Origin of the sequence: Streptomyces sp. YIM 130001, assembly GCF_003574445.1 — a bacterium.
Taxonomy (GTDB): Bacteria; Actinomycetota; Actinomycetes; order Streptomycetales; family Streptomycetaceae; genus Streptomyces.
This window is the reverse complement of the sequence record NZ_KZ984559.1, coordinates 47,392-73,344: the sequence shown is the minus strand read 5'-3', so window position 1 is coordinate 73,344 and position 25,953 is coordinate 47,392. Positions and strand designations below refer to the sequence as shown.

At 71.8% G+C, this 25,953-nt stretch carries 20 protein-coding genes; 2 read left to right on the top strand and 18 right to left on the bottom strand.

The annotated features are described in order from the left end of the window. Window positions 1-103 precede the first annotated feature (103 nt). Together DSC45_RS21480 and DSC45_RS21475 are read right to left on the bottom strand one after the other, a co-directional pair. Window positions 104-718, bottom strand: coding sequence for a cysteine hydrolase family protein (locus DSC45_RS21480; RefSeq protein WP_119293713.1), 615 nt, complete (start codon window positions 716-718; stop codon window positions 104-106). Further along, complete coding sequence (locus DSC45_RS21475; RefSeq protein WP_119293424.1) at window positions 715-1,686, bottom strand: LLM class F420-dependent oxidoreductase; 972 nt, start codon at window positions 1,684-1,686, stop codon at window positions 715-717. The genes DSC45_RS21480 and DSC45_RS21475 overlap by 4 nt, the downstream gene beginning before the upstream one ends. A gap of 56 nt (window positions 1,687-1,742) precedes the next feature. On the opposite strand from DSC45_RS21475, the gene DSC45_RS21470 reads away from it, so the two are divergent. Continuing rightward, on the top strand, window positions 1,743-2,606 hold the full coding sequence (locus DSC45_RS21470) for an acyl-CoA thioester hydrolase/BAAT C-terminal domain-containing protein (protein ID WP_119293422.1): 864 nt from the start codon (window positions 1,743-1,745) through the stop codon (window positions 2,604-2,606). A 42-nt stretch (window positions 2,607-2,648) separates the two neighbouring features. Here the strand turns inward: DSC45_RS21470 and DSC45_RS21465 are convergent, their stop codons facing one another. The 16 genes from DSC45_RS21465 to DSC45_RS21390 all read right to left on the bottom strand — a co-directional run bounded on the left by DSC45_RS21465 (window position 2,649) and on the right by DSC45_RS21390 (window position 24,782). Further along, entirely contained in the window at window positions 2,649-3,437 is a 789-nt protein-coding gene (locus tag DSC45_RS21465; protein WP_119293420.1) for an ABC transporter permease, read from the bottom strand. Then, window positions 3,434-4,480, bottom strand: a complete 1,047-nt coding sequence (locus tag DSC45_RS21460) for an ATP-binding cassette domain-containing protein (protein WP_119293418.1) — start codon at window positions 4,478-4,480, stop codon at window positions 3,434-3,436. The genes DSC45_RS21465 and DSC45_RS21460 overlap by 4 nt, the downstream gene beginning before the upstream one ends. A gap of 283 nt (window positions 4,481-4,763) precedes the next feature. Then, window positions 4,764-5,606, bottom strand: coding sequence for a DUF4097 family beta strand repeat-containing protein (locus DSC45_RS21455; protein WP_119293416.1), 843 nt, complete (start codon window positions 5,604-5,606; stop codon window positions 4,764-4,766). Between the two features lie 80 nt (window positions 5,607-5,686). Beyond that, window positions 5,687-6,205 carry a hypothetical protein gene (locus DSC45_RS21450; RefSeq protein ID WP_119293414.1) on the bottom strand — a complete coding sequence of 173 codons (519 nt, stop codon included), beginning with the start codon at window positions 6,203-6,205 and terminating at the stop codon, window positions 5,687-5,689. A 202-nt stretch (window positions 6,206-6,407) separates the two neighbouring features. Beyond that, window positions 6,408-7,946, bottom strand: coding sequence for an acyl-CoA synthetase (locus DSC45_RS21445; protein ID WP_119293412.1), 1,539 nt, complete (start codon window positions 7,944-7,946; stop codon window positions 6,408-6,410). A gap of 130 nt (window positions 7,947-8,076) precedes the next feature. Continuing rightward, window positions 8,077-8,661: an alpha/beta fold hydrolase gene (locus tag DSC45_RS21440; RefSeq protein WP_119293410.1), complete on the bottom strand. Its 585-nt coding sequence runs from the start codon at window positions 8,659-8,661 to the stop codon at window positions 8,077-8,079. 344 nt (window positions 8,662-9,005) lie between these two features. Further along, on the bottom strand, window positions 9,006-10,433 hold the full coding sequence (locus DSC45_RS21435) for an amidase (RefSeq protein WP_119293408.1): 1,428 nt from the start codon (window positions 10,431-10,433) through the stop codon (window positions 9,006-9,008). A 438-nt stretch (window positions 10,434-10,871) separates the two neighbouring features. After that, a complete protein-coding gene (locus DSC45_RS21430) occupies window positions 10,872-12,521 on the bottom strand; it encodes a PucR family transcriptional regulator (RefSeq protein ID WP_119293712.1) in 1,650 nt (549 codons plus the stop codon). 126 nt (window positions 12,522-12,647) lie between these two features. Then, complete coding sequence (menC, locus tag DSC45_RS21425; protein ID WP_119293406.1) at window positions 12,648-13,754, bottom strand: o-succinylbenzoate synthase; 1,107 nt, start codon at window positions 13,752-13,754, stop codon at window positions 12,648-12,650. After that, complete coding sequence (locus tag DSC45_RS21420; RefSeq protein WP_119293404.1) at window positions 13,751-14,665, bottom strand: GNAT family N-acetyltransferase; 915 nt, start codon at window positions 14,663-14,665, stop codon at window positions 13,751-13,753. The genes menC and DSC45_RS21420 overlap by 4 nt, the downstream gene beginning before the upstream one ends. Further along, window positions 14,662-15,867, bottom strand: coding sequence for a M20 family metallopeptidase (locus DSC45_RS21415; RefSeq protein ID WP_205571388.1), 1,206 nt, complete (start codon window positions 15,865-15,867; stop codon window positions 14,662-14,664). The genes DSC45_RS21420 and DSC45_RS21415 overlap by 4 nt, the downstream gene beginning before the upstream one ends. Before the next feature lies 1 nt (window position 15,868). Beyond that, window positions 15,869-19,210 (bottom strand): serine hydrolase, encoded by a 3,342-nt coding sequence (locus tag DSC45_RS21410; RefSeq protein WP_119293402.1) that lies wholly within the window; start codon window positions 19,208-19,210, stop codon window positions 15,869-15,871. 47 nt (window positions 19,211-19,257) lie between these two features. Then, window positions 19,258-20,256, bottom strand: a complete 999-nt coding sequence (locus DSC45_RS21405; protein WP_119293400.1) for an ABC transporter ATP-binding protein — start codon at window positions 20,254-20,256, stop codon at window positions 19,258-19,260. After that, window positions 20,253-22,157: a dipeptide/oligopeptide/nickel ABC transporter permease/ATP-binding protein gene (locus DSC45_RS21400; protein WP_119293398.1), complete on the bottom strand. Its 1,905-nt coding sequence runs from the start codon at window positions 22,155-22,157 to the stop codon at window positions 20,253-20,255. The genes DSC45_RS21405 and DSC45_RS21400 overlap by 4 nt, the downstream gene beginning before the upstream one ends. Continuing rightward, complete coding sequence (locus tag DSC45_RS21395; protein WP_119293397.1) at window positions 22,157-23,167, bottom strand: ABC transporter permease; 1,011 nt, start codon at window positions 23,165-23,167, stop codon at window positions 22,157-22,159. The genes DSC45_RS21400 and DSC45_RS21395 overlap by 1 nt, the downstream gene beginning before the upstream one ends. Before the next feature lie 10 nt (window positions 23,168-23,177). Beyond that, window positions 23,178-24,782 carry an ABC transporter substrate-binding protein gene (locus DSC45_RS21390; RefSeq protein WP_240434767.1) on the bottom strand — a complete coding sequence of 535 codons (1,605 nt, stop codon included), beginning with the start codon at window positions 24,780-24,782 and terminating at the stop codon, window positions 23,178-23,180. A gap of 460 nt (window positions 24,783-25,242) precedes the next feature. Here DSC45_RS21390 and DSC45_RS35800 point away from each other — a divergent pair, with 460 nt between their 5' ends. Beyond that, complete coding sequence (locus tag DSC45_RS35800; protein WP_162929294.1) at window positions 25,243-25,950, top strand: alpha-isopropylmalate synthase regulatory domain-containing protein; 708 nt, start codon at window positions 25,243-25,245, stop codon at window positions 25,948-25,950. Window positions 25,951-25,953: the final 3 nt, after the last annotated feature.

The window sequence follows — 25,953 nt, the reverse complement described above, 5'->3', positions numbered from 1 at the left end:
TGGGCCGCGCTACGTGCTACGACCATCCATCCCATCTCGGATCGGGCGACCCCGCACGGCGAGGGCGCCCGGCCGGTGCACACCACGGCCCGCGCACCTGACGTCACGGCCCCGGCGACGGCGGACGCGCGCCCGCACCGAATGAGACCTGGTCGGCGTCCACGACCTCGGCGTTCATGTTGCGGCGCATCATCTCCAGGGCCGCGTCCGCGAGTCGGGGGTGGATGTGTGCCACGCCGTCGCGCGGGACGGACACCTGCAGGTGCCGGATGTGGGCATCGAGCGCGGAGTAGAGCACGCACTGCTCGGTGACCTGTCCGCACAGGACCACATGCCGTACGCCCAGCTGCCACAGCAGATACGACAGCGGGGTCTCGTAGAAGATCGAATGACGCGCCTTGATCACGAACAGCGAGGTGTCGTCCGGCAGGATCGGCTCCACCAGGCCCGCGTGCGGCCCCGCTAGTGCGCTGTCCACGATCTCGCCGTGGTGCGAGCGCCATTGACCGAAGTTGTCGTTCACGTAGATCACCGGTGCTCCGGCCGCGCGCGCACGGCGGATCAGCCCCGCGACCACCGGCACGACAGGCCGCGCGGACGGCACGAGCTGCTCCGCGTCGTCGTGGTCGTACGTGTTGATCATGTCGATGACGACGAGCGCGCCCGGGCCGTGTGCGGGCCCGGCCGTGTCCCGGCCGGCCTGCTGTCCCGCGGTCATCCGAGGCCGGAACGCAGAGCCGGCAGCAGCGTGCGGGCCGACCACTCCAGGAACGCCTCCTGTGTGTCGCCGCCGATCTGCACGAGCGCGACCTCGGTGAAACCGGCGTCCGTGAAGGCGCGCACGGCTTCCACGAAGGTGTCCGGGTCGTCGCCGCACGGGATGGATTCCGCGACGTCCTCGGGGGTGACGAACTGGGTGGCCCCGGCGAAGGAGTCAGGACCGGGCAGTTCGGAGTTCACCTTCCAGCCGCCGGCGAACCACCGGAACTGATCGTGCGCACGCTCCACCGCGGCCCGGCGGTCCGTGTCGAAGCACACTGGCAGCTGGCCCACCCGCGGCTTTCCAGCGCCGCCGTGCCGGTCGAAGGCGGTCAGCAGTTCCGCCTTGGGCTCGGTACTGATCACGAGGTCGCCGAGCTTGCCCGCCAGGGCGCAGGACCGCGGCCCCGACACGGCGATCCCGACCGGCGGCAGCGGGTCGGGCAGGTCCCACAGGCGTGCCGCGTCCACGTCGTAGTGCCTGCCGTGCCGGGTGACGTCCCCGCCGCCGAAGAGCTCCCGGATGATCGTCACCGCCTCCTCGAACATCTCGAGCCGTACGGCCACGGAGGGCCAACCACGGCCGACCACATGCTCGTTGAGGTTCTCTCCGGACCCGAGCCCGAGGCGGAACCTTCCCTCGGACAGCAGTTGCAGCGTCGCCGCCTTCTGCGCGACGACCGCCGGGTGGTAGCGGACGGTGGGGCAGGTGACGTACGTCATCAGCGGAATCCGCGAGGTGGCCTGGGCTGCGGCCCCGAGCACACTCCACGCGTACGGGGAATGTCCTTGGGAGCGCAGCCAGGGGAAGTAGTGGTCGCTGGTCACGGAGAAGTCGAACCCGACCGCCTCCGCCCCCACGACATGCCGCACCAACTCCCGCGGCCCGGCCTGCTCGGTCATCATCGTGTACCCGATCTGCACCATGGCTCCCGAGTCCCCCACCGCACTCCGCCCAATCAGCGTCTCCGTAGATTGACACCATGGCTGTCACGATCGCCGAGCACGCGGCCCCCGATCCGTGGGAGGGCTTCATCGCCGAGCCCGTCTCGGACCACGGCGGGGCGGGTGTCCTCGTACTGTCCGGCTCGAGCGGTCGGATCGAACGTGAACGATGCCGTGCCTTCGCCCGCGCCGGGGTGATGGCGGCGTCGGTCCGCTGGTTCGGCGGCCGGGGCATGGCGCCCGGCATCTGCGAGGTCCCGCTGGAGACCTTCGTCGCCGCTGCCGGGCTGTTGCGCGAGCGCGGCGCGCGGCGGGTCAGCATGCTCGGTGTGTCCAAGGGGGCGGAGGCGGCGCTGCTGGTGTCCGCGCTCTCCACCTGTGCCGATGCCGTGATCGCCGTCTCCCCGACGTCGGTCGCCTGGGCCGGTGTGGGCCCCGGGCTCGACGGCCGCGACCGTCCGTTCAGGTCCAGCTGGACCTGGCGGGGCCGGGCGGTGCCGTTCGTCGGCTACGACGCCTCCTGGGTTCCCGTGGAGCCCGCGGGTTCGCCGCATGCCCTGGTCGGCTGGTACGAGCGCAGCCTCGCGGCCGATCCGGACGGGGTGACGGCCGCGGCCATCCCCGTGGAGCGTGCCGACGTGGATCTCGTGGTCATCGCGGGCGGTGCGGACCGCATGTGGCCGTCCGTGCGCTTCGCGCGCGAACTGGCGGACCGGAGGGAAGCGGCCGGCCGCGGGGTGCGACTCCTCACCAGCCCCGACGCCGGTCACCGGATCGTCTTTCCCGGAGAGGTGCCCCCGCCTCCGTCGTCCCGCTTCGATCACGGTGGGACGGCGGAGGCGGATGCCGCACTCGGTGCGGTCGCGTGGCCGGAGGTGCTGGCCGCTGTGCGTGGGGCCTGAGTGCCGCACGAGTCCGCCGGCCCGGCGGGTGTCGTACGCGGGTCAGTTCGGGTCGCGGTCGAAGAGTGCCTTCGACCAGACGTAGCCGAGGGTCACCAGGGCGAGGCACCAGGCGAGGGCGAGCCAGCCGTTGTGGCCGATCTCGGTGCCGAGGAGGAGGCCTCGCAGGGTCTCGATGGCGGGGGTGAACGGCTGGTACTCGGCGATCGGGCGGAACCAGCCCGGCATCGCGTCGACCGGCACGAAGGCGCTCGAGATGAGCGGCAGGACGATCAGCGGCAGCGCGTTGTTGCTGGCGGCCTCGGCGTTCGGGCTGATCATGCCCATTCCTACCGCGATCCAGGTGAGTGCGAGGGCGATGAGCGCGGTGAGGCCGAGGGCTGCGAGCCATTCGACGGCCGTCGCGTCCGTGGAACGGAAACCGATGGCCACGGCGACGGCACCCACCACGACCACGCTCGTCACCGCCTGCAGCACGCTGCCGATGACGTGTCCGATCAGTACGGATCCGCGGTGGATGGCCATCGTGCGGAAGCGGGCGACGATGCCCTCGGTCATGTCGTTGGAGACGGAGACCGCGGTGCCGACGACGGTGCCGCCGATCGTCATCATCAGGATCCCGGGTACGACGTAGGCGATGTACGCCGAGCGGTCGGCGCCGCCGCCCATGCCCGCGCTCATCACGTCACCGAAGACGTAGACGAAGAGCAGCAGGAGGACGACCGGGGTGAGCAGGAGGTTCAGGGTGAGGGAGGGGTAGCGCCGGGCGTGCAGCAGGTTGCGGCGCAGCATCGTGTGCGCGTCGCGGGCGGCGAGGGTGAGGGTGCTCATCGGGCGGTCTCCTCGGATCGGGAGGCGTGGGCAGGCGGGGTGGGCGCCGGCACGTTGCTGCCGGTCAGAGCGAAGAACACGTCGTCCAGGTCCGGGGTGTGCACGGTGAGTTCGTCTGCCTCGATCCGGGTGGAGTCCAGCAGATCGAGGATCGAGCGCAGTGCGCGCTGGCTGCCGTCGCTGGGGATCTGGAGGGTGAGCGATTCGTCGGCCGGTCCGGCGCCCGCACGGCCCGAGCCGAGCGTGTGCGGGATTCCCGCCTTCTGGAGTGCGGAGGCGGCATGCCGGTACGTCGCCGGGTCGGTGAAGCCGAGACGTACGTGTCCGCCGGGGACGAGTCGCTTGAGTTCCTCGGCGGTGCCCTCGGCTGCGATGCGGCCGTGGTTCAACACTGCGATGCGGTCGGCGAGTTCGTCTGCTTCCTCGAGGTACTGGGTGGTGAGGAAGACGGTGACGCCGTCGGTGACGAGGTCGCGGATGATCTGCCACATGCTGTGGCGGGAGCGGGGGTCGAGGCCGGTGGTGGGTTCGTCGAGGAAGATGATGCGGGGGTCGCCGACCAGGGTCATGGCGATGTCGAGGCGTCGTTTCATGCCGCCGGAGTAGGTGGAGGCGGGTTTCTTCGCGGCGTCCACGAGGTCGAAGCGCTCGAGCAGTTCGGCTGTGACCCGTCGTCCCTCGGTCTTGGGGAGGTGGTGCAGGTCGGCCATCAGGAGCATGTTCTCCTCGCCGGTGATCAGGCCGTCGACCGCGGAGAACTGGCCGGTGACGCCGATCGCGGTGCGGACGGCCTGCGGGTCGGCGGTGAGGTCGTGGCCCGCGACCTGTGCCTGGCCGCTGTCGGTGGTGATGAGAGTGGAGAGGATCTTCACGGCGGTGGTCTTGCCGGCGCCGTTCGGTCCGAGCAGGGCGAAGACGGAGCCGGCCGGGATCTGCAGATCGATGCCGTCGAGTACGACCTTGGCGCCGTACGCCTTGCGCAGGCCCACCGCGGAGATGGCGGCGGGTTGCCGAGTGGCGCGGTGTGGACTGGTTGTGGGCATGACAGATGAAGGCATGGGGTCCTCCGTTTCGAAGGCTGAGGGGTGGGAGTGCGCCGCGCGGTGGGCGACGTGAAGGGGCCGCGCCGACAGCCGATCGGTGACCGGACGCGCTCGGGCGTACGTGTCGTCGCGGCGGGAGGTGAGGTGCCGGAGGGGCCGAAACGGCCGAGTGGATCGGCGAGTTGGCGGATCGGGGCACGGGAGCTGGAGGGGGCGCGCCGCTAGGTGCTGGGTCGGTGCGCCTGAAGCGGCCGTGTCGACAGGTGGGTCGGGGCGTCCGGGCTCAGGCGCGGGCGCGGCGGACGTCGATGTTGCCGAAGCGGGTGCGGGCGCGGACCTCGACCGTGTCCGCCGGCTTCTCCGGAGCCTCGGCGGGGGCGAGGGTGTTACGCACTTGGCCCTGCCCCGAACTGACGTCGAGCCAGGCGGCGGAACCCTCGCGGATGCCGACCTCGATGGCGCCGTGCGCGGTCTCCAACTGGACTGCGCCGCGGGCCACTTCGGCGACGCGCAGGGTGCCGTGGGCGGTGGTGGCGGCGAGCGAGGACTCGGCGCGCGTGATGTCGATGTCGCCGTTGGAGCCGTTCACCCGCAGGTCGCCGGTCGCCACGCCGAGGGTCGTGGTGCCGTGGGAGTTCTTCAGGACGGCGGGTCCGTCGACGTGTCCGACGCGGATGCTTCCCGAACTGGTGGAGATCTCGGCCTTGCCGTCGACCCGGTCGACGGAGATGGAGCCGTGTGCGGCCTCGATGTGCAGGGGTCCGGTGGCGTCGAGGCGCACATCGCCCGCGGAGGTCTTCACGCGCACCTCGCCGAGCCGGCCCTCGCCGAGGACCTGGGCCCAGGCGCCGGTCATGTGGACCTGTGAGCCGCTGGGCAGTTCGACGGTGACGTCGATGGTGCCGTTGCGGCCGAACAGGCTCGGCCTAGGCATCCGGACGGTCAACATACCGTTGGCGAAGGTGACTTGGGTCTGCTCGGCGGCCCGCACGTCCTGGTTCCTCTTGGGGTCGCGCGGGCTCACGTCCACATGGGTGTCGTCGCGGTCGTCGGCGCAGAAGCGGACCGATCCGGCGTCCACGTGGGCGGTCACCGAGATCGGTTCGGGGCTGTCGAAAGCAGGCATGGCTGTACCGTCCTCATGGCTCGTCGGGCGTCCCCGCTGGTGGGACGTAAAGGGTGTGTGGTGCGCGGAGCCGGGTGCGGCTAGCGCGCCCAGCCGGTGAAGCTCTGTCCGATGTGGTGTGCCTTCTCGGGCGCCCGTGGCCGGCCGCCGCCGCCGCCGTCGACCGCGGCCGATACGGCCCGGACCAGCCAGGCGTTCACCGACAACCCCTCGCGGCTCGCGGCGTCCTCCGCGCGCGCCTTGAGGTGGGCGGGCAGCCGGAGGTTGACGCGCGCGGTGCCGCCCTCGTCACCGTCGGCGGGTGCGGCCGGTGTGAAGGGTTCGGCAGCCGTCTGCGCACGGTCCGCCGTGTCGGTGGGGGGCGGTGTCACCACGAAGTCGGGGTCGAGTCCCCGCAGCCGTACATCGACGGAGCCGGGGGCGAGATCGCGGGTGATCTCGGCCATCGCGGCGGACAGGACGTTGAGCATCGTCAGGCGGGCCGCGGAGTCCAATGGCGCAGTGAGCCGCTCGGCCAGCTCGCGGGCGTCCTCTCCGCCGGCTTCGGCGGCCACCGCGAGTTCACGGCGGAGGGTGTCGACGTAGGGCGTGAGGTCCATGGCGCAATAGTGGCACCATTGTGGCGCCACGGGCAAGCCAAAATGACGTCACACTCGAGGTGCTCCCGTATCTCAGGCCTCTGAGCTGCATTGATGTGGCGATATTGAGGTGGGCCAAGATGGCGCCACAGATGGCGCCAGGAGGTGCCACCCCGTGCCGTGCTACCCCGTGCCGTGCCGCCTCGGGGCGTCACCTCGCAGGTCAGCCGACGGAGCGTTCCCTGCCCTTCCAGTGCGGCTTGCGCAGTTCACGCTTGAGGATCTTGCCCGCGGGCGAGAGCGGGAGTCGAGCGACGAACTCCGTGGTGCGCGGGGCCTTGTAGCCGGCGATCAGCGTCTTGCAGTGGTCCCTGAGCTCCCCGCCCGAGGTGTCCGCGCCGGGCTTCAGGACGACGACGGCATGCACCCGCTCCCCGTAGATGTCGTCGGGTACGCCGATCACGGCGCAGGAGGCCACGGCGGGATGCTGGGCCAGGGCGTTCTCGACCTCGGTCGAGTAGACGTTCTCGCCGCCGGTCACGATCATGTCCTTGATCCGGTCGACGATGTACAGGTAGCCGTCGGCGTCCAGATATCCGCCGTCACCGGTGTGCAGCCAGCCGTCGCGGAGCACCTCGGCGGTCTCGTCCGGCTTGTTCCAGTAGCCGCTCATCACATGTCCACCGCGGACGGCGATCTCGCCGACCTGGCCGGCGGGGAGCTCCGCACCGTCCGCGCCGACGATCCTGATCTCGCTGTGCGGCGCGGCCCGGCCACCGGAACGCAGCCGGGTGCCTTCGATGTGGTCCGCGCCGGTGAGGAGTGTGGCCACGGGCGCCACTTCGGTCATGCCGTACGCCTGGAGGAAGCGCGCCGAGGGGAAGGCTGCCATGGCCCGCCTGAGCAGTGCCTCCGGCATCGGGGACGCGCCGTAGAGGAACGAGCGGAAGCTCGACAGGTCGTAGGCGCCGCGGTCCGGATGGTCCACCAGCAGCTGGATCATGACCGGCGGCAGCATCGAGGTGGAGACCGCGTGGTCCTGGACGGCCTTCAGCACGGCTACGGGCTCGAACGACGGAGTGAACACATGAGTGCCTCCGACGAGCGTCTGGATGTTCCAGGCGACCAGGGCCGCGCTGTGGAACAGGGGTGCGGCGTGCAGCATCCGGCCGCCCGCCACCGCGATCGGCTCACAGGCCTGGCTGCCGAGGGCGGAGACCATCATGTTGGCGTGGCTGAGCATCACTCCCTTGGGGAAGCCGGTGGTCCCGCCGGTGTAGAAGACGCCGGCCAGTGTGTCGCCGCCGAAGCGCCCGTCCTCCACCGGATCCGTCGAGGCGAGCAGCGTCTCGTACGGCAACAGGCCGTCGGGCGCGGGCTGTTCGCCGCAGTGCACCACGGTGTCCAGGACGTCCCGCAACCCGTCGACCACAGGCAGGAAGGCGTCGTCGACGAACAGGCAGCGAGTGCCGGACTGTTCCAGGCAGTAGCGGATCTCCGGCGGCGCCCAGCGGATGTTGATCGGGTTCACCGCCGCGCCGATCCACCAACAGGCCATCAGATACTCGTGGTAGCGGTCGGAGTTGAACGCGAGGATCCCGACCCGGTCCCCGGGGCGTATGCCGAGATCACGCAGTGCGCCGGCGAGCCGGGCGGTCCGCTCGACCGACTCGCGCACGGTGCGCACCCGGTCGCCGCAGACGGTCAGGGGCACGTCCGGGTTTCGCTGGAGGAGCCGGTGCAACGCTTGCGTCAGGTACATGGAAACGTCTCCGCGGGTGGATGTGGGTGAGAGCGGCGGTGAGGAGTGCCCGCGGTCGGATCTCGGGGCGGCCGCCGGGGGTCCGGTGCTCAGGTGCGCTACCCGGGACGTCACTCGGGCGTACGGGACGTCACTCGGGCGTGCGGGCCGCCAGGACCACTTCGAGTACGGCATCACGAACGACCCCGGGGCACTCCTGCGGGACGAGGTGGCCGGCCTCCGGGACGACGACGGCGCGGCCGTTCGGCGCGGCCTTCATCAGCCGCTCCGCCGTCGCGTTGAGCAACGGCCGTGCCTTGGCCATCCCGCGGTCCACGCGGCCGCCCTGCAGGCTGACGGTGGGCACGTCGGGTGTTCCGGCCTCCTGCAGTCGTCGCACCAACGGCCTTGAGGAGACGAGGTGTTCGGCCTCGCGGGTGCCCGCGCGCATCGCCCGGACGCACGCGTAGTCGCGCATCATGATCGCCATGTCGGTGCTGTCGATCTCGGACGAGGCGCCGTGCGGCAGAGCCTGTCGCTCGAGCATCCTGGCGCCGCCGAGCCGTGCCAGGAGCGCCATGATCCGGAACGAACCGGCGACCATCCAGGCGTTCTTGGCCGGCATCGTCTCCGCGACCGACGCGTCGACGAACACGAGCCCGGCCACCCGCTCGGGGTGGCGTTCGGCGAAGAGCCGGATGATCGGCCCGCCCCAGCTGTGACCGACGAGCACCACCGGGGGCGGTCTCGTCCACCGCGTCGAGCAGCGCGGTCAGATCGTCGACGATGCGTTCCAGGGTGCGCCCGGCCGGATCGACGTCGCTGCCTCCGTAGCCCGCACGGTCGTAGGACAACGTGCGGCCGTGCTCACTGATCTCGCGTTGGGTGTGGACCCAGCAGGCGGCCGGTGCGCTCATGCCGGCCTCGAACACCACCAGCGGCCCTGGGCCCTCGCCGGCGACGACGGTACGCAGCGCGCGTCCGTCGGGCAGGCCGACGAGGCGTTCCGTCAAACCCCAGCCTGGACCGGCGGGCGGTGCGGGCGGTGAGGTGCGGGCACGTGACATCGAGGTGGGCCTTTCACTGGGGCGTGAGGGTGCGGCGGTCCAGGTCCCACCGGGCCGCGCGTTCGAGCTGCGCGGCGAGCGTCAGTACCTCGGCGTCACCGCGCGGCCGTCCCACGAGCTGTACTCCGTACGGCAGTCCGGCCTCGTCGAGATGGGACGGTACGGCGACGGCGGGCTGTCCGGTGAGGTTGACCCAGGGCGTGTAGCAGGACCAGTCCAGCATCAGACCGGGCACACCCTCGACACCCCCGGTGAGATAGTGGCCGATCGGAACCGGTGGTCCGTTGATGGTCGGTGTCAGCGCGACATCGAAGGCGTCGAGCGCCGCGAGGAACGCACTCGCGTACCCGGCGAGCACCGCCTGGGTGCGCACCACGTCGATGCCGGTCAACTGCTCGCCCAGGGAGTGCAGATAGCGCGTGTACGGCGTGAGCAGCGCCTGCCGTTCGGCCGGTACGAGCGTGCCGGCCGCCGCCTGGACCAAGAAGCCGAACCAGGCCGTGACGGCCTGCTGCACCTGCTCACCGCACGGCACCGGGACGGCGATCTCGTGGACCTCGTGGCCGAGCTCGCGCAGCAGGGCCGCCGAGCGCTGTGCCGCCGCGACGGCCTCCGGGTGGGCAGGTGCGGAACCGATCCCCGTATCGGTCCACATCGCGATCCGCAGCGCACGGTCCGGCTCTCGCGTCACGGCGGCGGCGAAGCTCTCCTCGGCCGGTGCGGCGTACAGGTCGCCGGGCCAGGGCTGCGCCATCACGTCGAGGAGCAGTGCGGCGTCCTCGACCGTACGGGCGATCGGTCCCTCGGTGGTCGTGGAGAAGAACGAGGATCCCGGCGCCGGGCTCACCCGGCCCCGGCTCGGCTTCACCCCGACGAGGTGGCAGGTCGACGCGGGCGTGCGGATCGAGCCTGCTCCGTCGCTGCCGTGCGCGGCGGGCAGCAGTCCGGCGGCGACGGCCGCGGCCGCCCCGCCACTGGATCCGCTGGCGTAGCGGCCCGGTGCGTAGGGCGTCACCGCCGGGCGCGCGGTGACCTCGTTCTCGGTGTAGCACGTCGCCCCGAACTCGGGGGAGTTGGTCTTGCCGACGAAGACGGAACCGGCCTTCCGGAGCAGTCCCACGGTCCAACTGTCCTGCGTCGGTACGAAGTCGGCGAGCGCGGCGGAGCCGAACGTCGTCCGCGTACCGGCCGTCGCGAAGAGATCCTTGATGCCGAGCGGGAGCCCGCACAAGGGGCCGCCTTCGCCGCGGGCCAGCAGCTCGTCCGCGCGGGCGGCGTCCTCGCGCGCGAGATCGGGTGTCACGGTCACGAACGCGCCGAGCCCGGCGTCGAGCCGGTCGATACGCGCCAGATAGTGCTCGGTCAGTTCGCGGGAACTGACCTCGCCGGTGCGCAGGGCGCCGAGTTGCCGTGCCGCGGACAGCTCGTGAAGGTCACTCACCCGGGCACCGCCTCTTCCGCCGGCAGGAATCGGTGCGGTCGACCGCACCCGTATCCACTCCTCGAAGTTCCGTACATGTCGACACGGGAATTCCCCCTCCGAGGCACCGGACCAGTTCTGTCCGCAAGGTAGGGCAGGCGGCGCGGGCGCAGCTTCGTCGCTCCCGCCGAACCCGGATGGCGTGGTTCGTGCGAGGGCACCAGCCCGCGTCCCGTGCGGAGGCAGCCCGATGACCGCCGGGCCGGCCGCGGACATCGGGCCGATGGGAGTCGGCGGCGACACTCACGACCGCGGCCGTGGCGACGACGAGCCGTCTCGCCCCTGCGTGCTGCCGGACCGCTCGGGCATGTGGACCACCACGGCCTGGCCGGCGGCGGACGGTGCCACGCCGGCCGGTCCCGGCGGCGGGCCACGGTGCCCTTCGAAGCGGCGTCGACGTCATCGCCCGGACGGGCCCGGCAGCTGCAACAGGCGCAGTTGCAGCATGAGCGCGAAACGCGTGTCCGGGTCGGTCAGGTCGGTCTCGGCGACCTCCGTCACGCGACGCAGCCGGTACCGGAAGGTGTTCTGGTGCACGTACATCGCCTCGGCCGCGGCGGGGACGTCACCGAAGCTGTTCAGCCAACTCCGCAACGTCTCCACCAGTGTGGAGTCGTGCCGCCGGTCGTAGGCGAGCAGCCGCGCAAGAGGACCGGTCGGCGGGTCGCCCCGCTCGGCCGCGAGGTCCGCCAGGTCGAGCAGCAGCGCCTCGACGTGGACGTCCGAGATATGGGCGTGCCGACGAGCGCTCCCGCCGGCCCGCAGCACCCGCAGAGCCCGGTCCGCGCCGTCCCGGGAGCGGGCGAGAGCGCCGCGGTCCCGGGCGACGGTGCCGACACCGATCAGCGGGGTCATACGGTCGCCGACCCGGGTCAGGAAGTCCGCGGCGACCCGCACCGCGTTCTCCTCCGCGTCCGTCTGATGCTGCGGGACCGGCAGGATGCCGTACGCCACGTCGCCGATCAGGGCCGTGGCCGCGCGGGCATGGAGCGCGGAGAGGTGCATCGCGAACGCGTCCGTCAGACGCTGGCGCTCCGCCGCGTGCCGGGCATGCAGATCGGTCGAGCCGGACGGCGCGGGCGGATCGGGGACGGCGAGGGCCAGGACCACCCCGGCGTAGTCGGAGAGCCCCAGGCGACCGAGCGCCTCGGACGTGCCCGGCCCGCCCTCGAGCGCGGTGGACAAAAGGTCGGCGCGGAGCCGGCGTTCCACGTCCGCTCCGGCCCGCAGGCGCAGCATGTGCAGAGCGACCAGTTTGGCCGCGTCGTGCAGGGCCTGGGTGCGCTGCGGGCTCAGTGCGGAGTCCACGACGGCCCAGATGGAACCGAGGATCTCGTCCCCCGCGCGCACCGCTATCGCGACCCGGGGGATGTCGAACCCTTCCGTGTCCGCCGGTCTGACCAGGACGGGCTGGTCGCTGCGGTACAGGTCGCGGAAGACGCCGCGGTCCTCGAGCAGCCGAGTGAAACGCTCGGGCACCTGCCGGCCGAGGACCGTCTCCACCCGGGAGGCGTCGGCCTCGTCCTGACGGCCGGAGAACGCCAGGACCCGGGAGCTGCGGTCCTCGATGGTGACGGGCGCGTCGAGGAGCGCCGCGACCGCGTTGGCCAGGGCGAACATATCGCCGGACGGAGTGCCGCCGAGCGTCTGCGGCTCCGCTTCCCCCACATCGCCGTCCGCGAGCAACGAGCGGAGCAACGCGGCGAGTTGCGCCCAGGAAGCACCCCGGGTGAGCGCGAGCAGTGCGACTCCGGAACGCTCCGCGGCCTGAGTGACCGCCGCGTCGCTCGGCGCGGGGGAGCGGACCACCAGCGCCGCCGCCCCGGCCTCGCCGAGCGAGGTCAGCAGTCCGGCGATGTCCGACGCCCCGTGCACACTGACTCCCAGGACCAGGGCATGGCGCGGCAGTGCGGGTTCGTCCAGCGGATCGTGGATGACCACGCCGCCGATGGCGTCCGCCCGCTCCGGATCCCCGCAGACCAGGTCGAGCAGCGTGGTGCCGAGGTCCTCGAGGACACGTCGCAGGCCGGCCCGTGGTTGGGTGTTCAAGCCCACTGTCACCTGGCTCCTCCGCTCCCTGACCTGCGCACCAGCCGCCCGCGCGCGGTCAGCCCACCGTTCGTCGGCAGTACCGGAATTGTGTTCTCCGTTCGTCGTCCGCGACAAGAGGCCCGTTCACACCGGCACCCACTGGGTGTCTACCGTGACCTCCTTCAGGACGTCCGGGTCGGGCGTGACACCGAGCCCGGGACCGTCCGGAACCGGCAGATGCCCGTCGGCGAGGACGAACGGCGCGGTGATGTCGGTCCGGTAGTAGCGGTCCGAGGCCGAGGTGTCGCCCGGCAGCGTGAAACCGGGCAGCGCCGCCAGCGCGACGTTGGCCGCACGCCCGAGCCCGGTCTCCAGCATGCCGCCGCACCACACGGGCACTCCGTGGGCCGCGCACACGTCATGGATACGACGTGCCTCCAGATAGCCGCCGACCCGGCCGGGCTTGACGTTGACGACACTGCACGCGCCGAGCGTGATCGCGGCCGCGGCGGAGCGCGCGGAGGTGATCGACTCGTCCAGGCAGACCGGCGTGGTGATGGCCTTGGAGAGTTCCGCGTGGCCGAGGAGGTCCTCCTCCTCCAGCGGCTGCTCGATCAGCAGCAGGTCGAACGGATCGAGGCGGGCCAGATGCCGCGTGTCGGCGAGCGTGTACGCGGTGTTGGCGTCGACCTGGAGCAGCACGTCGTCGCCGAACCGCTCGCGTACCGCCCGGACGGGCTCCACGTCCCAGCCGGGCTCGATCTTGAGCTTGATACGCACGTAGCCCTCGTCGAGATACCCGGCGACCGCGTCGAGGAGTTGCGGCACCGAGTCCATGATGCCGACCGACACCCCGCACGGAACCCGGTCGTGCACGGCACCCAGCTCACGCGCCAGCGGCACGCCCCTCGACCGCAACTCGGCGTCGAGGACCGCCATTTCGAGCGCGGCCTTCGCCATCCGGTGGCCACGGAACGGCTCCAGGGCGCGGCCGACCGCCGCACCGTCCAGACGCTCGCGGCGGCCGAGAGCCGGGACGAGGAAACGGCGCAGCACATCGGCGGACGCGGCGACGTACTCGGACGAGTACAGCGGGTCCGCCATCGCCACGCACTCGCCCCACCCTTCGCCCTCGTCGCTCACCGCGCGCAGCACCAGCGCGGAGCGCTCGGTCTGGGTGGCGAAGGAGGTACGGAAGGGGGCCACCAGCGGCAGCCTGATCTCCCGGATCTCGACCCCGGTCAACTTCACTGTGCGTCCTTTCGGTCGGGTCGTTCGAGCAGATACCAGCCGGTGCGGTCGAAGCCCGTCACCTGCCACCCGTCCGCGAGCAGTCCGCCGAGGGCGTCCCGCAGCGCGGCCCGCCACGCGGCGGCGCAATGCGGGTCGGTGCGGCGCAGTTGTTCGATGTCGGCCGGTACGGCGACGCGGGTACGCGCACCGGTGGCTCCCGCGACGACGGGCCGTCCGTCAGCCGTGATGTCCAGGGCGGCGCCGGCCGAGGGGTCCCAGGGCTCGGCGTTCCTCGGCAGGCCGTGGCAGGCCGCGGCGACGTCAGGGGCCGCCAACTCCCACGCCACCAGGAGCCGGTCGGTGGCGTCGGCGCCGTTGATGCCGTCGTTCATCCGGCCGTAGAAGTCCGGCAGATACTGCGCCGGCAGCGCGGCCAGCTTGCCGATGTTGAAGTAGGCGTTGCGCCGCACCAGCGGATCGAACGTCCAGGAGACCTGCGTCGTGCCGCGCCGCAGCGCCCAGCTGCGCTGGTGCGCCTTGAGGGCGAATCCGACGCTGCGGCCCCGGATCCGGGCCGACACCCCCGCGATGTGGCTGTGCAGTGCGCCGTCGGGCGGCGGACCGAAGAAGCCGATGCAGGCGGCGACCAGTTCGTCGTCCCGGGTCCCGTCGAAGGCGGCCGCGACATAACTGCCGGCCTTGTCCATCGCCCGAAGCAACTCGGGCGTTGCCAGGGCGTTGTCGCCGTCCGGCTTCCAGATCCCCTCGAAGAGCCCGCAGGCCGCCTCCAGGTCCGCCAGGTCGCCGATCGGCCGCACCCGGCAGCCCGCCGCGCGGGCCGCCGCGTCCGCCGCGGCCTCCGCGTCGGCCACGAGCCGCTCGTCGACGGCCGGCGAGCCGAGTGCCACGGGGGCGGGTATGTCGCTCATCGTGTGTTCTCCCCGATCGCTGTCGCCGAACTCCCTTGATCCGCACCGGAGTCGGCCTCGAGCACGTCCTGCACCAGCGCCGCGAGCAAGGCGGTACGGGACGGAATCTCACCGACGAGCACATGCTCGTGCTCGGCGTGCGCGCCGCCTCCCACCGCCCCGAGGCCGTCGAGCGTCCGGATCCCGACGCCCGCGGTGAAGTTGCCGTCCGAGGCCCCGCCCACCGCGGCGGAAGCCGGCGGAGCCAGACCGAGCCGGTCCGCCAGACGCCCGGCGGTGCGGTACAGCTCCTCCGACGCGTCCCGCGACAGCGGCGGGCGGTTCGGGCCGCCGGTCACCTCCACGCCCGCGCCTTCCAGGACGGGCCGCAGCCCCCTCAACTGCGCGTCGACCCGGGCCTGTTCGGCAACCTCCCGTACGCGTACGTCCACCGCGAACCGGCCGTCGGCGGGGACGGTGTTGGTGGTCGTACCGGCGGAGAGGACGGTCGGGGTGACGGTGGTTCCCGAGGTGCTGTCGGTGAGCGCGGCGACGGCGAGGAGCTGGTGGGCGGTCTCGATACCGGCGTTCACCCCGGCCTCCGGTTCGAGGCCCGCGTGCGCGGCCCGGCCGCCGACCCGTACCTCGTACAGCGAGACGCCCTTGCGCTCGGTCTTGAGGGCCCCGCCCTCCGCGGCCGCCTCCAGGACCAGCGCGGCAGCACATCCGGCCGCTTCGCGCTCGATCAACTCCCGTGAGGACGGCGAGCCGAGCTCCTCGTCCCCGGTGACGAGCAGGGTCACCCCGTCCACCGAGTCGAGCGCCCCCAGCGCGTGGAACGCCATCACCAGGCCGGTCTTCATGTCGAAGCAGCCCGGCCCGCGCAGCACACCGTCCCGCACCGAGAAGGGCCGGGCGGCGAGCGAGCCGAGCGGCCACACCGTGTCGTGGTGTCCGAGCAGCAGCACCCGCCGCGGCCCCGCGCCCAGACGCCAGCGCAGATGGGTACGGCCGTCGAGGACGATCACCTCCGGCCGCACGCCGAGATGGCGGGCCCCGAGCTCCGCGACCACTTCCGCGCTGCGCGCCACCGACTCCAGGTCGGACGACGGCGACTCGGTGCGCACCAGGCGCCCGATGTCCTCGACGACGGCGGGCAGTGCGGCCTCGAACGGGGCGACCTCCACCGCACCGCCGGACCCGTCACTGTCGTAGGGCTGCATGTCAGGACACCTTCGGGGTCGCGCGCATACCGTGGTGCACATAGCGCTCGCCGGTGGGCAGGGAGTAGAACGTCACCGGGACCCAGGCCGGGCTGCCGGCGTACTGCACGAGGAACAGGCTGTCCGAGACGGGCACCAGCGCGGTCTCGCGGACCGGGTCCGGCACGAGGTCGGCGAGCGGGCCCGTCGTCGTGTACCGCAGCAGCAGACCGTCCTCGCCCTCCAGGACGTCGATGCGCGTCCCGGCCCGCTCGTAGTGTCCGACCAGGCGGCCGGCGTCCACCGGCACCGGGACGGCCGGCGGCCGCAGCGGCTCGGGCATGGTCACGCCGCCCAGTTCCGCGAAGATCTCCCCGAACAGCTCCCGGTACAGGTCCTGCGCCGCTCCTCCGTTGGTCAGGAGGGTGACGGCGAGATCCTGCTCGGGCAGCAGACGCAGGAACGCCGACTGGCCGATCGTGTTGCCGTCGTGGCCGATCAGCCGGTCACCGCCCCAGCCGAAGCGGATCCAGCCCAGGCCCCAGGAGTCCCCGAGCAGGTGGACGTCCGGTACGTCCACCTCCTTCGCCGTCATCGCCCGCGCCGCGCGCTCGGAGAGCAGCCGTGTCCCGTCCGGGGCGGTGCCGCCGGCCAGATGCAGGCGCGCGAAGGCCAGGACGTCGCCGGCGGTCGCGGTGATCAGGCCCGCAGGCCCCGCGGAGCGCGGCAGACCCCAGGCCGGAGCCGGACGGGGCGGCTGATCGCCCTCGGAGGCATGGCCCATCGCGGTGCGGAAACGGAGCGCCTCCTCCGGCAGTGTGACGGTGCGCTCCAGCCCCAGCGGTGCACACAGCCGCTCGCTCAGGGCACGGTCCCAGCTCATGCCGGTCAGCTTCTCGACGACCCGTCCGGCCAGTACGAACCCGGAGTTGCAGTACGAGACGGTGGCGCCCAGCGGATGATTCTGCGCGGCCTCGTCCAGCCGGCCGGTGAACAGTTCCAGGCAGTCGTCGCCGCGGCCGGTGTCCGTGAACACGTCCCCGTCGATGCCGCTGGAGTGCGTCAGCAGATGCCGCATGGTCACCTGCCGTGCGACCTCTGGATCGGACAGACGCAGCTCCGGCAGAACATCGGCGACCGGTGCGTCCAGGTCGAGCTTGCCCTCGTCGACGAGTTGCATGGCCAGGGTGGCCGTCCACACCTTCGTGATGGACCCGATCTGGAAGAGGGAGTCCGGTGTGGTGGTCACTCCGGTGTCCCTGTTGAGCACTCCGTGCGCGGCCACGCCGCTGTGCTCTCCGCGGGAGATGCCCAGGACCGCGCCCGGAACCCGGTGCCGCTCCGCCAGCTCGGTCAACCGCCGCTGCCAGTACGGCACATCCACGGGACGAGCGGCCACCTGCCCAGAAGCGGACGCCCCGGACGTACCGGCATGGTGTTCCACCCAGTCCACGATGCGCCGCGAGAGGTCGGTGCGGTGCGAGGGCGGGCCGTCCAGCAGGAACACATGCGCACCGCCCGGGTAGAGCACCAGTTGAGTGGGCACGCCCTGCGTGCTCAGCGCGTTGAACCACTGCTCCGCCTGTCCGACCGGGCAGCGTTCGTCTTCGGCGCCGTGCAGGACGAGCGTCGGCGTGCGCACCTTGTCCACGTGGGAGTACGGGGAGAGTTCGGCGTACCGCTCGCGGTCGGCCCAGGGATGGCCGCCCAGTTCGGTGACCGCCAGCCACTGCGCCTCGTCGCTGGTGCCGCACATACTCGTCAGATCGCTGACGACGCCGCCGGCGACCGCCGCGGCGAAGCGGTTGTCGTGGCCGGTCAGATAGCAGGTCATGAAGCCGCCGTAGCTGTACCCCGCCACCGCGAGCCGCGCAGGATCGGCCGTGCCCTCGGCGACCAGGGTGTCCAGCGGTTCGAGGAAGTCCTGTGCGTCCGCCTTGCCCCAGGCCCCGAAGACGGCGGTGAAGAAGTCCTCGCCGTAGCCGTCGCTGCCGCGCGGATTCAGCAGGAGCACCGACCAGCCGCGGGCGACCAGCTCCTGGTGGTACAGGTGCGCGGGATCGGCCGCTCCGTTCCACGCGTTGTGCGGGCCGCCGTGGATGTCCAGGAGGAGCGGCGCGGGGCCCGTGCGGTCCGGATCGCGCAGCAGCCAGCCGTGCACGGTGGTGCCGTCCGAGATCGTGAACTCCCGTTCCCGTGCGGGGAACAGCTCCACACCTGCGAGCGCCTCGCCGTGCCGGGTGAGTGTCTGCTCGCGGCCGGTGGACAGCTCGACGGCCACGATCTCGCCGTAGGCGTCGGGCCTCGTCAGGACGACGACGGCTGTGTCCTTCGCGGCCGACAAGCCGGAGACGAAGCGGTCGGTACCGCCCACGAGGAGCCGCGGAGCACCACCGGTCACGTCCACCGCGTACAGCTGACTGCAGCCGCGGTCCCGCACGCAGAAGAGCACGGTACGGCCGTCGTCGGCGACCCGCGGCAGCGCGCCCGGGTAGCCGGGCCCGCCCGCCATCACATTGCGGTCGAGACCGGCGGCGAGGTCGACCGTGGCGCCGCCGTCCAAGGGCACCCGCAGCAGGTTCGCGTGGCCGAGCGAGGTGTCGGTCCGGCCCACCACCAGCAGGGCGTCGCCCTCGGCGGTCCAGGTGACGGCCCCTGCGACGCCCTCGGCACCACCGACGCGCCGCGGCCTGCCCGCTGCGGAGGAGGCCACGTCGACCACGTACGCCTCGGAGCGCAGCGTCAGTTCGGCGGATGCGCCGCGCGCCGCGCAGAACGCGAGGCCCCGGCCGTCGGGAGACCAGGCCGGAGCACCGGCGTGCCAGTCGCCGTCGGTGACTTGCCGTACCTGCCGACCGTCGAGGTCGAGGACGTGCAGATGGCTGCGGACCGTGCCCAACAGGCCGGTGCCGTCCGCCTTGTGGCCTCGGCGGTCCACCACCAGGGGCGGTGGCGTCGCCGACCGAGGCGACTCCTGCCGGTCGACGGGAGCAGTGAAGGCGAGCGCGGTGCCGTCCGGACTCCACGCGGGCGCGCCGGCTCCGAGCGGCAGTTCCGTGACCTGCTCCGGCTCTCCGCCGTCGGCGGGCAGCAGCCACACCTGGGCCGGCCCGTCGCCGCCCCGCAGGAAGGCGACTCGGGTGCCGTCGGGTGACCAGGCGGGCGCCGTGTCGGCCGGACCGCGGGTGAGTCGCCGCGCCGCACCTGATGCGGTCGGTACGGTCCACAACTCCCGGTTGTCCCGGTCGTGTTCGCGGTCGGCGGCGCGCAGGACGTACACCAGGCGCGTGCCGTCCGGTGACAGCGTCGGCTGCTCCGGCAGAGCGATGGAATAGAGATCGTCGATGCCCATGTGTCGCGTCAAGGCGGGCTGTCTCCTCGTGGACGGTGCGGATACGGCAGAGGTGCGGGTTACGAAGCTTTCCCTGGTGGCGCGGATATCAGGCTCGGTGTCGACACGAAGTGGCAGGCCGCGCGATGCGGGCGTGACTCCGCGTCCGCGCCGGGATCACGGGAGCGGCACAGCTCCCGGTCGTCGCGGACCAGCGGGCCGACCGGACAGTGCAGGTGATAGCGGCAGCCGCCCGGCGGGTGATGCGGGTCGGCCGGCTCCGCGGACACCAGCTGCTGCGCACCCGGATCCCCGCCACCGGGCGAAGCCGCGGCACGGCGGGGAACGGCGGCCAGCAGCTCACGGGTGTACGGGTGCCGCGGGTTCGCGAGGATCTCGTCCGTGGGCCCGGACTCGACGATCCGGCCGAGGTGCATCACCGCGATGTGGTCACTGACATGCCGCACCACGGCCAGGTTGTGGGTGATGAACAGCGTGGTCAGGTTCAGCCGGCGCTGCACCTCGCGGAAGAGGTTGAGCACGGTCCCCTGGACGGACACATCGAGCGCCGAGGTGATCTCGTCCGCGATGACGACCTCCGGCCTGCCCGCCAACGCCCGGGCGATACCGACCCGTTGGCGCTGCCCGCCGGACAGTCGGCTCGGCAGCATCGCCGCGCGGTCGGGATCCAGATTGACCTGATCGAGCAGCCGGGCGACCTCGGCCCGGCGGCCGGCACGGCCGCGTACCGCATGCCGGGGGATCGCCTCGGCGATGGAGTCGCCGATGGTCATCCGCGGATCGAGCGAGGCATACGGATCCTGGAAGATCATCTGCAGGGGGCGGTGCCGCCCGCGAAGGCGCGTCACATCGGTGTCGTCGAGGAGCACACGGCCCGCGCCGACCGGGGCCAGACCCACGGCGGACCGTGCCAGGGTCGACTTCCCCGAGCCCGACTCCCCGACCAGACCCACGACTTGACCGGACGGCACGGTCAGGCTCGCCCCGTCCACGGCGGTCAGCGCCTGTCGGCCGTGCCCGTAGCGCACGCTCACCCCGTCGAAGACGAGCCGGCTCATGCCGTACCTCCTGTCGCGGCCTTCTCGGCCGGTTCGCCGTCCGCCACGGGGTACCAGCAGGCGACCCGGTGGCCGTCGGTGTCGGTGGCGAGCTCCGGGTCCTCGCCGAGGCAGCGGTCCCGGGCGCGCGGGCAGCGTGGTGCGAACGCGCAGCCGAACGGCACCCGGTCGGGCTCCGGCGGACGCCCGGGGATCACCGGCAGCGGGCTGTCCCGGTCGGTGTCCAGATCCGGCACGGCGGCGAGCAGAGCCCGTGTGTACGGGTGCCGCGCGGACTCGAACAGCCCCTCGGCGGGCAGCTCTTCGACGATCCGGCCCGCGTACATCACCAGGATCCGGTCGCAGGTCTGCGCGACCACCGTGACGTCGTGGCTGATCAGCAGCAGCGCGGTGCCCTCGATCGCGCGGACGTCGGCGAGCAGACGCAGGACCTGCTGCTGCACCGTGACGTCGAGCGCTGTCGTCGGCTCGTCGGCGATGATCAGCCGAGGGCTGCCCATCAGGCCCATGCCGATCATCGCCCGCTGCCGCATGCCGCCCGAGAACTCGTGCGGATACTGCTCGGCCCTGCGCTCCGGCGCCGGCACCCGCACCCCGCGCAGCCGGTCCACCGCACGTGCCAGAGCCTCACCGCGCGACATCTCCCGGTGCTGTTCGGCGACTTCGGCAAGCTGCCGGCCCACGCTCAGGACCGGGTTGAACGAGGTCATGGGGTCCTGGAAGACCATCGCCAGCCGGCCTCCGAGCAGCGGAGCGAGCTCTCGGTCCGAGGCGCCGAGCAGCTCCGTTCCCGCGAACTCGAGGCGTTCGGCGGTCACTTCGCCGGGCGATTCGATGAGCCGGGCGGCGGCGAGCGCGGTGAGGCTCTTGCCGGAGCCGGACTCACCGACCACCCCGACCGCTTCCCCGGGGCGTACGGCGAAACTCACCCCGCGCACCGGCTCGACGGGCCCCGGGAAGGACACCCGGAGATCGCGCACCGCGAGCACCGCTTCTTCCGAGCCGCGCTCAACCTCGTTGCGCGTGAGCGGGGTCGGGCTCGCCTGCTTGCCGGCGCCGCGCGCCGACAGGGTGCGCACCCCGAGTGCCGCGGCCGCCGCCTCGCCGAAGAGGTTGAACGCGAGCCCGGTGACCACCACCGCGAGACACGGCGCGAGCGCGGGCGCCGGAGTGAGGCTGATCCGCGTCAGCCCTTCTCCCAGGAGCCGTCCCCAGTCGTAGTCCGGTGCCTGCACACCCAGACCGAGGAACGACAGTCCGGCGAAGGCGAGCAGTGCGGAACCGGCACCGATCGTGGCGTTCACGGCCAGCGGTTCGGCGATGTTCGGCAGGATGTGCCGTACCAGCATCCGGATGCGGCCGATCCCGGCCACCCGGGCCGCCGCGATGAAGTCCTGGCCCGCCACCGAGGCCGAGAGCGTCTGGGTGAGCCGGGCGAACGACGGTGCCGTCGCCAGACCGATCGCCAGGACCGCCCCCGTGGTGCCCACCCCGAAGATCACCGCGAAGAACAGGGCGAGCAGCAGCGCGGGAAACGCGACCGCCGTGTGCACCACCCAGGTCACCACACGTCCCGAACGGCGCGGCAGCACCGAGGGCGCCGTGCCCAGGATCAGACCGAGCACCACACCCAGGACCGTGGCCGCGACCGCGAGCAGCACGGACAGCCGCGTGGCGACCAGAACCCGGTAGAGGATGTCGCGACCGAGTGTGTCCGTACCCAGGAGATGGGCGGACGAAGGGCCCTGCTGAACGGCGGAGGTGTCGACCACTGTCGCGCGGTCGCCCCACAGCATGGGCGCGAGCACCGCCAGTGCGACCACCGCGAGCAGCAGCACCGCCGCGCACCGGCCGACGGGAGTGCGGACGACCGCGGCCCATCGGGACTCACGTGCGGACATCAGCCCTCCTTGATCGTGGATCGCGGGTCCAGCACGGCAAGCAGCACATCGACCAGCAGGTTGATCACCAGCACCCCGGCTCCGTAGACCAGGACGATGCCCTGGACGACCGGATAGTCCTTCTGCTGGATCGACTGCACGATGGTCGAGCCGAGCCCCGGCCAGGCGAACACGTTCTCCACCAGCACCGTGCCCGCGACCAGGGCGGAGAGCAGCAGGCCGCCCAGGGTGAGCGTCGCGGTCAGGGCGTTGGGAAGCGCGTGCCGCATGTACACCAGGCGGGAGGGGAGCCGCTTGGACCGTGCGGTGCGCACGTAGTCGGCGCCGAGCACGGACAGCATCTCCACCCGTCCGATCCGCGCCAGGATCGCGGCAGGCCCGATCGACAGCGCGAGCACCGGCAGCACGTACGAGGCGGGCCCTTCCCGACCGGCGACCGGGAACCAGCCGAACTGCACCCCGAAGACGTACGCCAGCAGCACGGACAGGAGGAACTCCGGGACCGCGGCCAGCAGCACGCTCACCGAGGTGAACGCCAGCTCCCCGCCCCGCCGTCGGCCGCCCCGGGTGAGCGCCGCCATCACCGTCCCGAGCGGGATCGCCACCGCGAGCGCCACCAGGAAGGCGAGCCCGGCCAACTCGAGCGTGGCCGGCAGTCTCTCCCCGACGACCTCGGACACCGGCAGACTGCTGATCGTGGACGTCCCGAGCTCCCCGGTGAACAGCCCCTTGAGGAAGTCCAGATACTGCTGCCACAGCGGGTTGTCCAGACCGAGCTCCGTGCGCCGTGCCTGCACCAGCTCCAGTGTGGCGGTCATGCCGAGTGCGGCACGTACCGGATCACCGGGAATCAGATGGATCATCAGGAACGCCGCGGTGACCAGGACCCACAGGGAGCCCACGAGCCGGACCGCGCGCCGTCCGGCGAACACCAGCCACCGGTTGCTCCGCCGGCCGGGAGTGCCCGCGGCCGGCGTCGACGTCGGTGCTTCGACCGTCGCAGTCGTCATCGAGAGGCCTTCAGTCGTTGTACATACGGACCGAGGACGGGACGATCGCGCCCTCGCTGAGCTTGAAGCGGGCGCCCTTGCCGAAGGCCGGAGTGAGCGAGTCGTAGTACGGCACCACATCGAGGTCGCCGATCAGCGCCTTCTCCGCCTTCTGCCAGTCCGGGCAACTGGCCTCGCCGACCTTGGCCGACGCCTTCTTGACGTGCGCCTCGTACGGGGCGTTGTCCACCCCCGCGAAGTTGACGCCCTCGGGTGCCGACCGACCGGCCATGAAGGGGACCAGCTGGGTCGGCGAGGTGACCGCGACCGGCCCCATCGACACGTCCCAGTCACCGCTGCCGAACAGTGCGCTGTTCAGTCCTGGGCTGTCCACCGGCTGCAGTTTCACGTCGACGCCCAGGCTCTTCCACTCCTTCTGGACGAGCTCGGCGCCGGCGGCCGCGGTCGGGCCCATCTGGGTGCCGTACATCAGGCTCAGCTTCAGCTTCTTGCCGTCCTTGGCCCGGACGCCGCCGGAGCCCGGCTTCCAACCCGCCTTGTCCAGTGCGGACTTGGCGGCCGCGACGTCGTGGTCGGGGAGGCCGCCGCTGACCGTGTCGCCGGTGCACGCGCGCGTGTCGCGTGTCACCAGGCCCGTTGCCGGCCTACCGGTGCCGTTGGAGATCACCTTGCCCACCTCGGGCAGGTCCAACGCCCCGACCAGTGCCCGCCGTACGGCCTCGTCCGCACCCGGCCTGCCGCCGTTCTGGTTGAAGTACATCTGGCCCAGCGGTGCCTGGACGTCGGCGCTGAACAGCTTCTGAGCGGACAGCCGCTTCTGCTCGGGGCCGGAGACCGGGGCGGCGTTGACCTCACCGGAGAGCAGCAGGTTCGCGGTGGTGGACTCGTTGGGGATGATCCGGATCGTCACCTTGTCCGGCAGCCCCTTCGCCTTGGCGTCGAACGAGCCCGGGCCCCAGCTGTAGTCCTTGCGCCGGGTCAGCGTGTAGTGGTCGCCCGGGACGACCTCGGACATGGTGAACATGCCGGTGCCGGAGCCCTTGCCGCCCTTGGCGAGCGACTTGCGGTCGGCAAGGCCCTTGCCGCAGGCGATCGGGACGGAGCCGACACTGCGCAGCAGGAACGCGTCGGGGGCGCCGCTGGTGACGGTGACGGTGCGCTTGTCCTCGTCGGCCTTCGCCTTGGTGCCCGGCTGGACGTACACGCCCGCGAGCGGTGACTTGTTCTTCGGGTCACCGATGTAGTTGATGTTCTTCGCCACGTCGCCCGCGGTCAGGGCCGAACCGTCCGAGCACGTGACACCGGACCTGAGGGTGAAGTTCGCCTCGGTGTTCGTCGCCTCCCACTTGCCCGCCAGACCGGCGACCGGCTCGCCCTTGTCGCCGAGGTGGATCAGCGGGTCGTACACATAGCGGTTGACGCCGATGGCGATCGACATGACCGTCTTCGCGGGGTCGAGAGTGCCCGGATCGGACGGGTACGCCATGGTGAACGTCCCGCCGTCGGCCGGCTTCCCGTCGCCACTGCCGGACGAACCGCCGCAACCGCTGAGCACCAGGGCCGCGGCCGTCGCGATCGAGGCGGTACGCGCGGCGCTCTGCATCGGCTTCCTCATGCGCCGCACCGCCGATCCGCGTCGAGGCCGAGCGGCCGGGCCGGTGTTTCGGACCGACGGACGAGCTCATCCCACGTGGCCATGGAGGCCCCCACTTCCGAGGAATCGAACCGGTGATGCCGGGAAGGTAGGCCACATCGAGCGCGGATCGCTTCGTCGCTCCGACCAAGGCGCTTGTACGGGGTTCGTCGCGACCGACGAACAGTCGGCGGGGGAGGCGGGGTGTGCGGATCCGGACCGGCGTTGCCGTCCCGGAGGATGTGTGCCAGCATCTGCGCCATGCTGTGCCAGCTCATTATTAGCTGCAGCGTGTCGGCGCCGACGTGACCTGGAGGCCAACCCTCCCAGGAGCGCACCGCCCACACGCAGACCTCTCGCATCCCGCGAGGGGTCTTTTTGCTTTCGCCATCGATGCCGGCGGCGACCTCCGCCCGGCAGCTCAAGACAGGAAGCACGCGCCATGAAGCATCACGACGTAACCGCGCTCGACGACCCGGTGTTCCAGTGGGAGTCGTGGCGTGTGATCTCCGAGGACGCCACCCGCACGCCGGGAGCGGTCGACGCGACGGTCAAGATCCTCGTCCACGGAGAGCGATCCGTCGCGGCCGCCGAGGGCAACGGCCCGGTCAACGCCCTCGAGCAGGCGTTGCGCCAGGCGCTGCGGCCGAGCCACCCGGACGTGGCGCGCCTCGAACTGGTCGACTGCACCATCCGCGTCGTCGAGAGCCGGCACGGCACCGCGGGCCGCAGCAGCGTCGAGGTCAGCGTCACCGACGGACACGCACTGTGGCGCTCGGAGAGCGTCTCCCACAATGTGCTCTCCGCCGCCTGCGAGGCGCTGCAGAAGGCGTTCACGTACGGCCTGCTGCGCGTGCCGGACGGCGTGGACGATGGCACCGAGACGTCGCCTGGCACCCCCACGCGGCCCGAACTCGGCCCGGTCTGCCGGCTCACCGTGACGGCCCGCCACAGCGGTGCGGCGCTCGGCCGCATCGTGGCCACCCTCAACTCCATCCCGGTGGGGGAGCTGACCTACGAGGTGTCCGGTACGGCCCGGGCGCGAGCCGAACTCGTGGTGCCGCGGGCGGACGCCGCACTGGCGCGCAGACGACTCGACCGCATGGTGGACGTCCTCACGGTCACGGAATCACGCACGGCGCCGCACTGACGC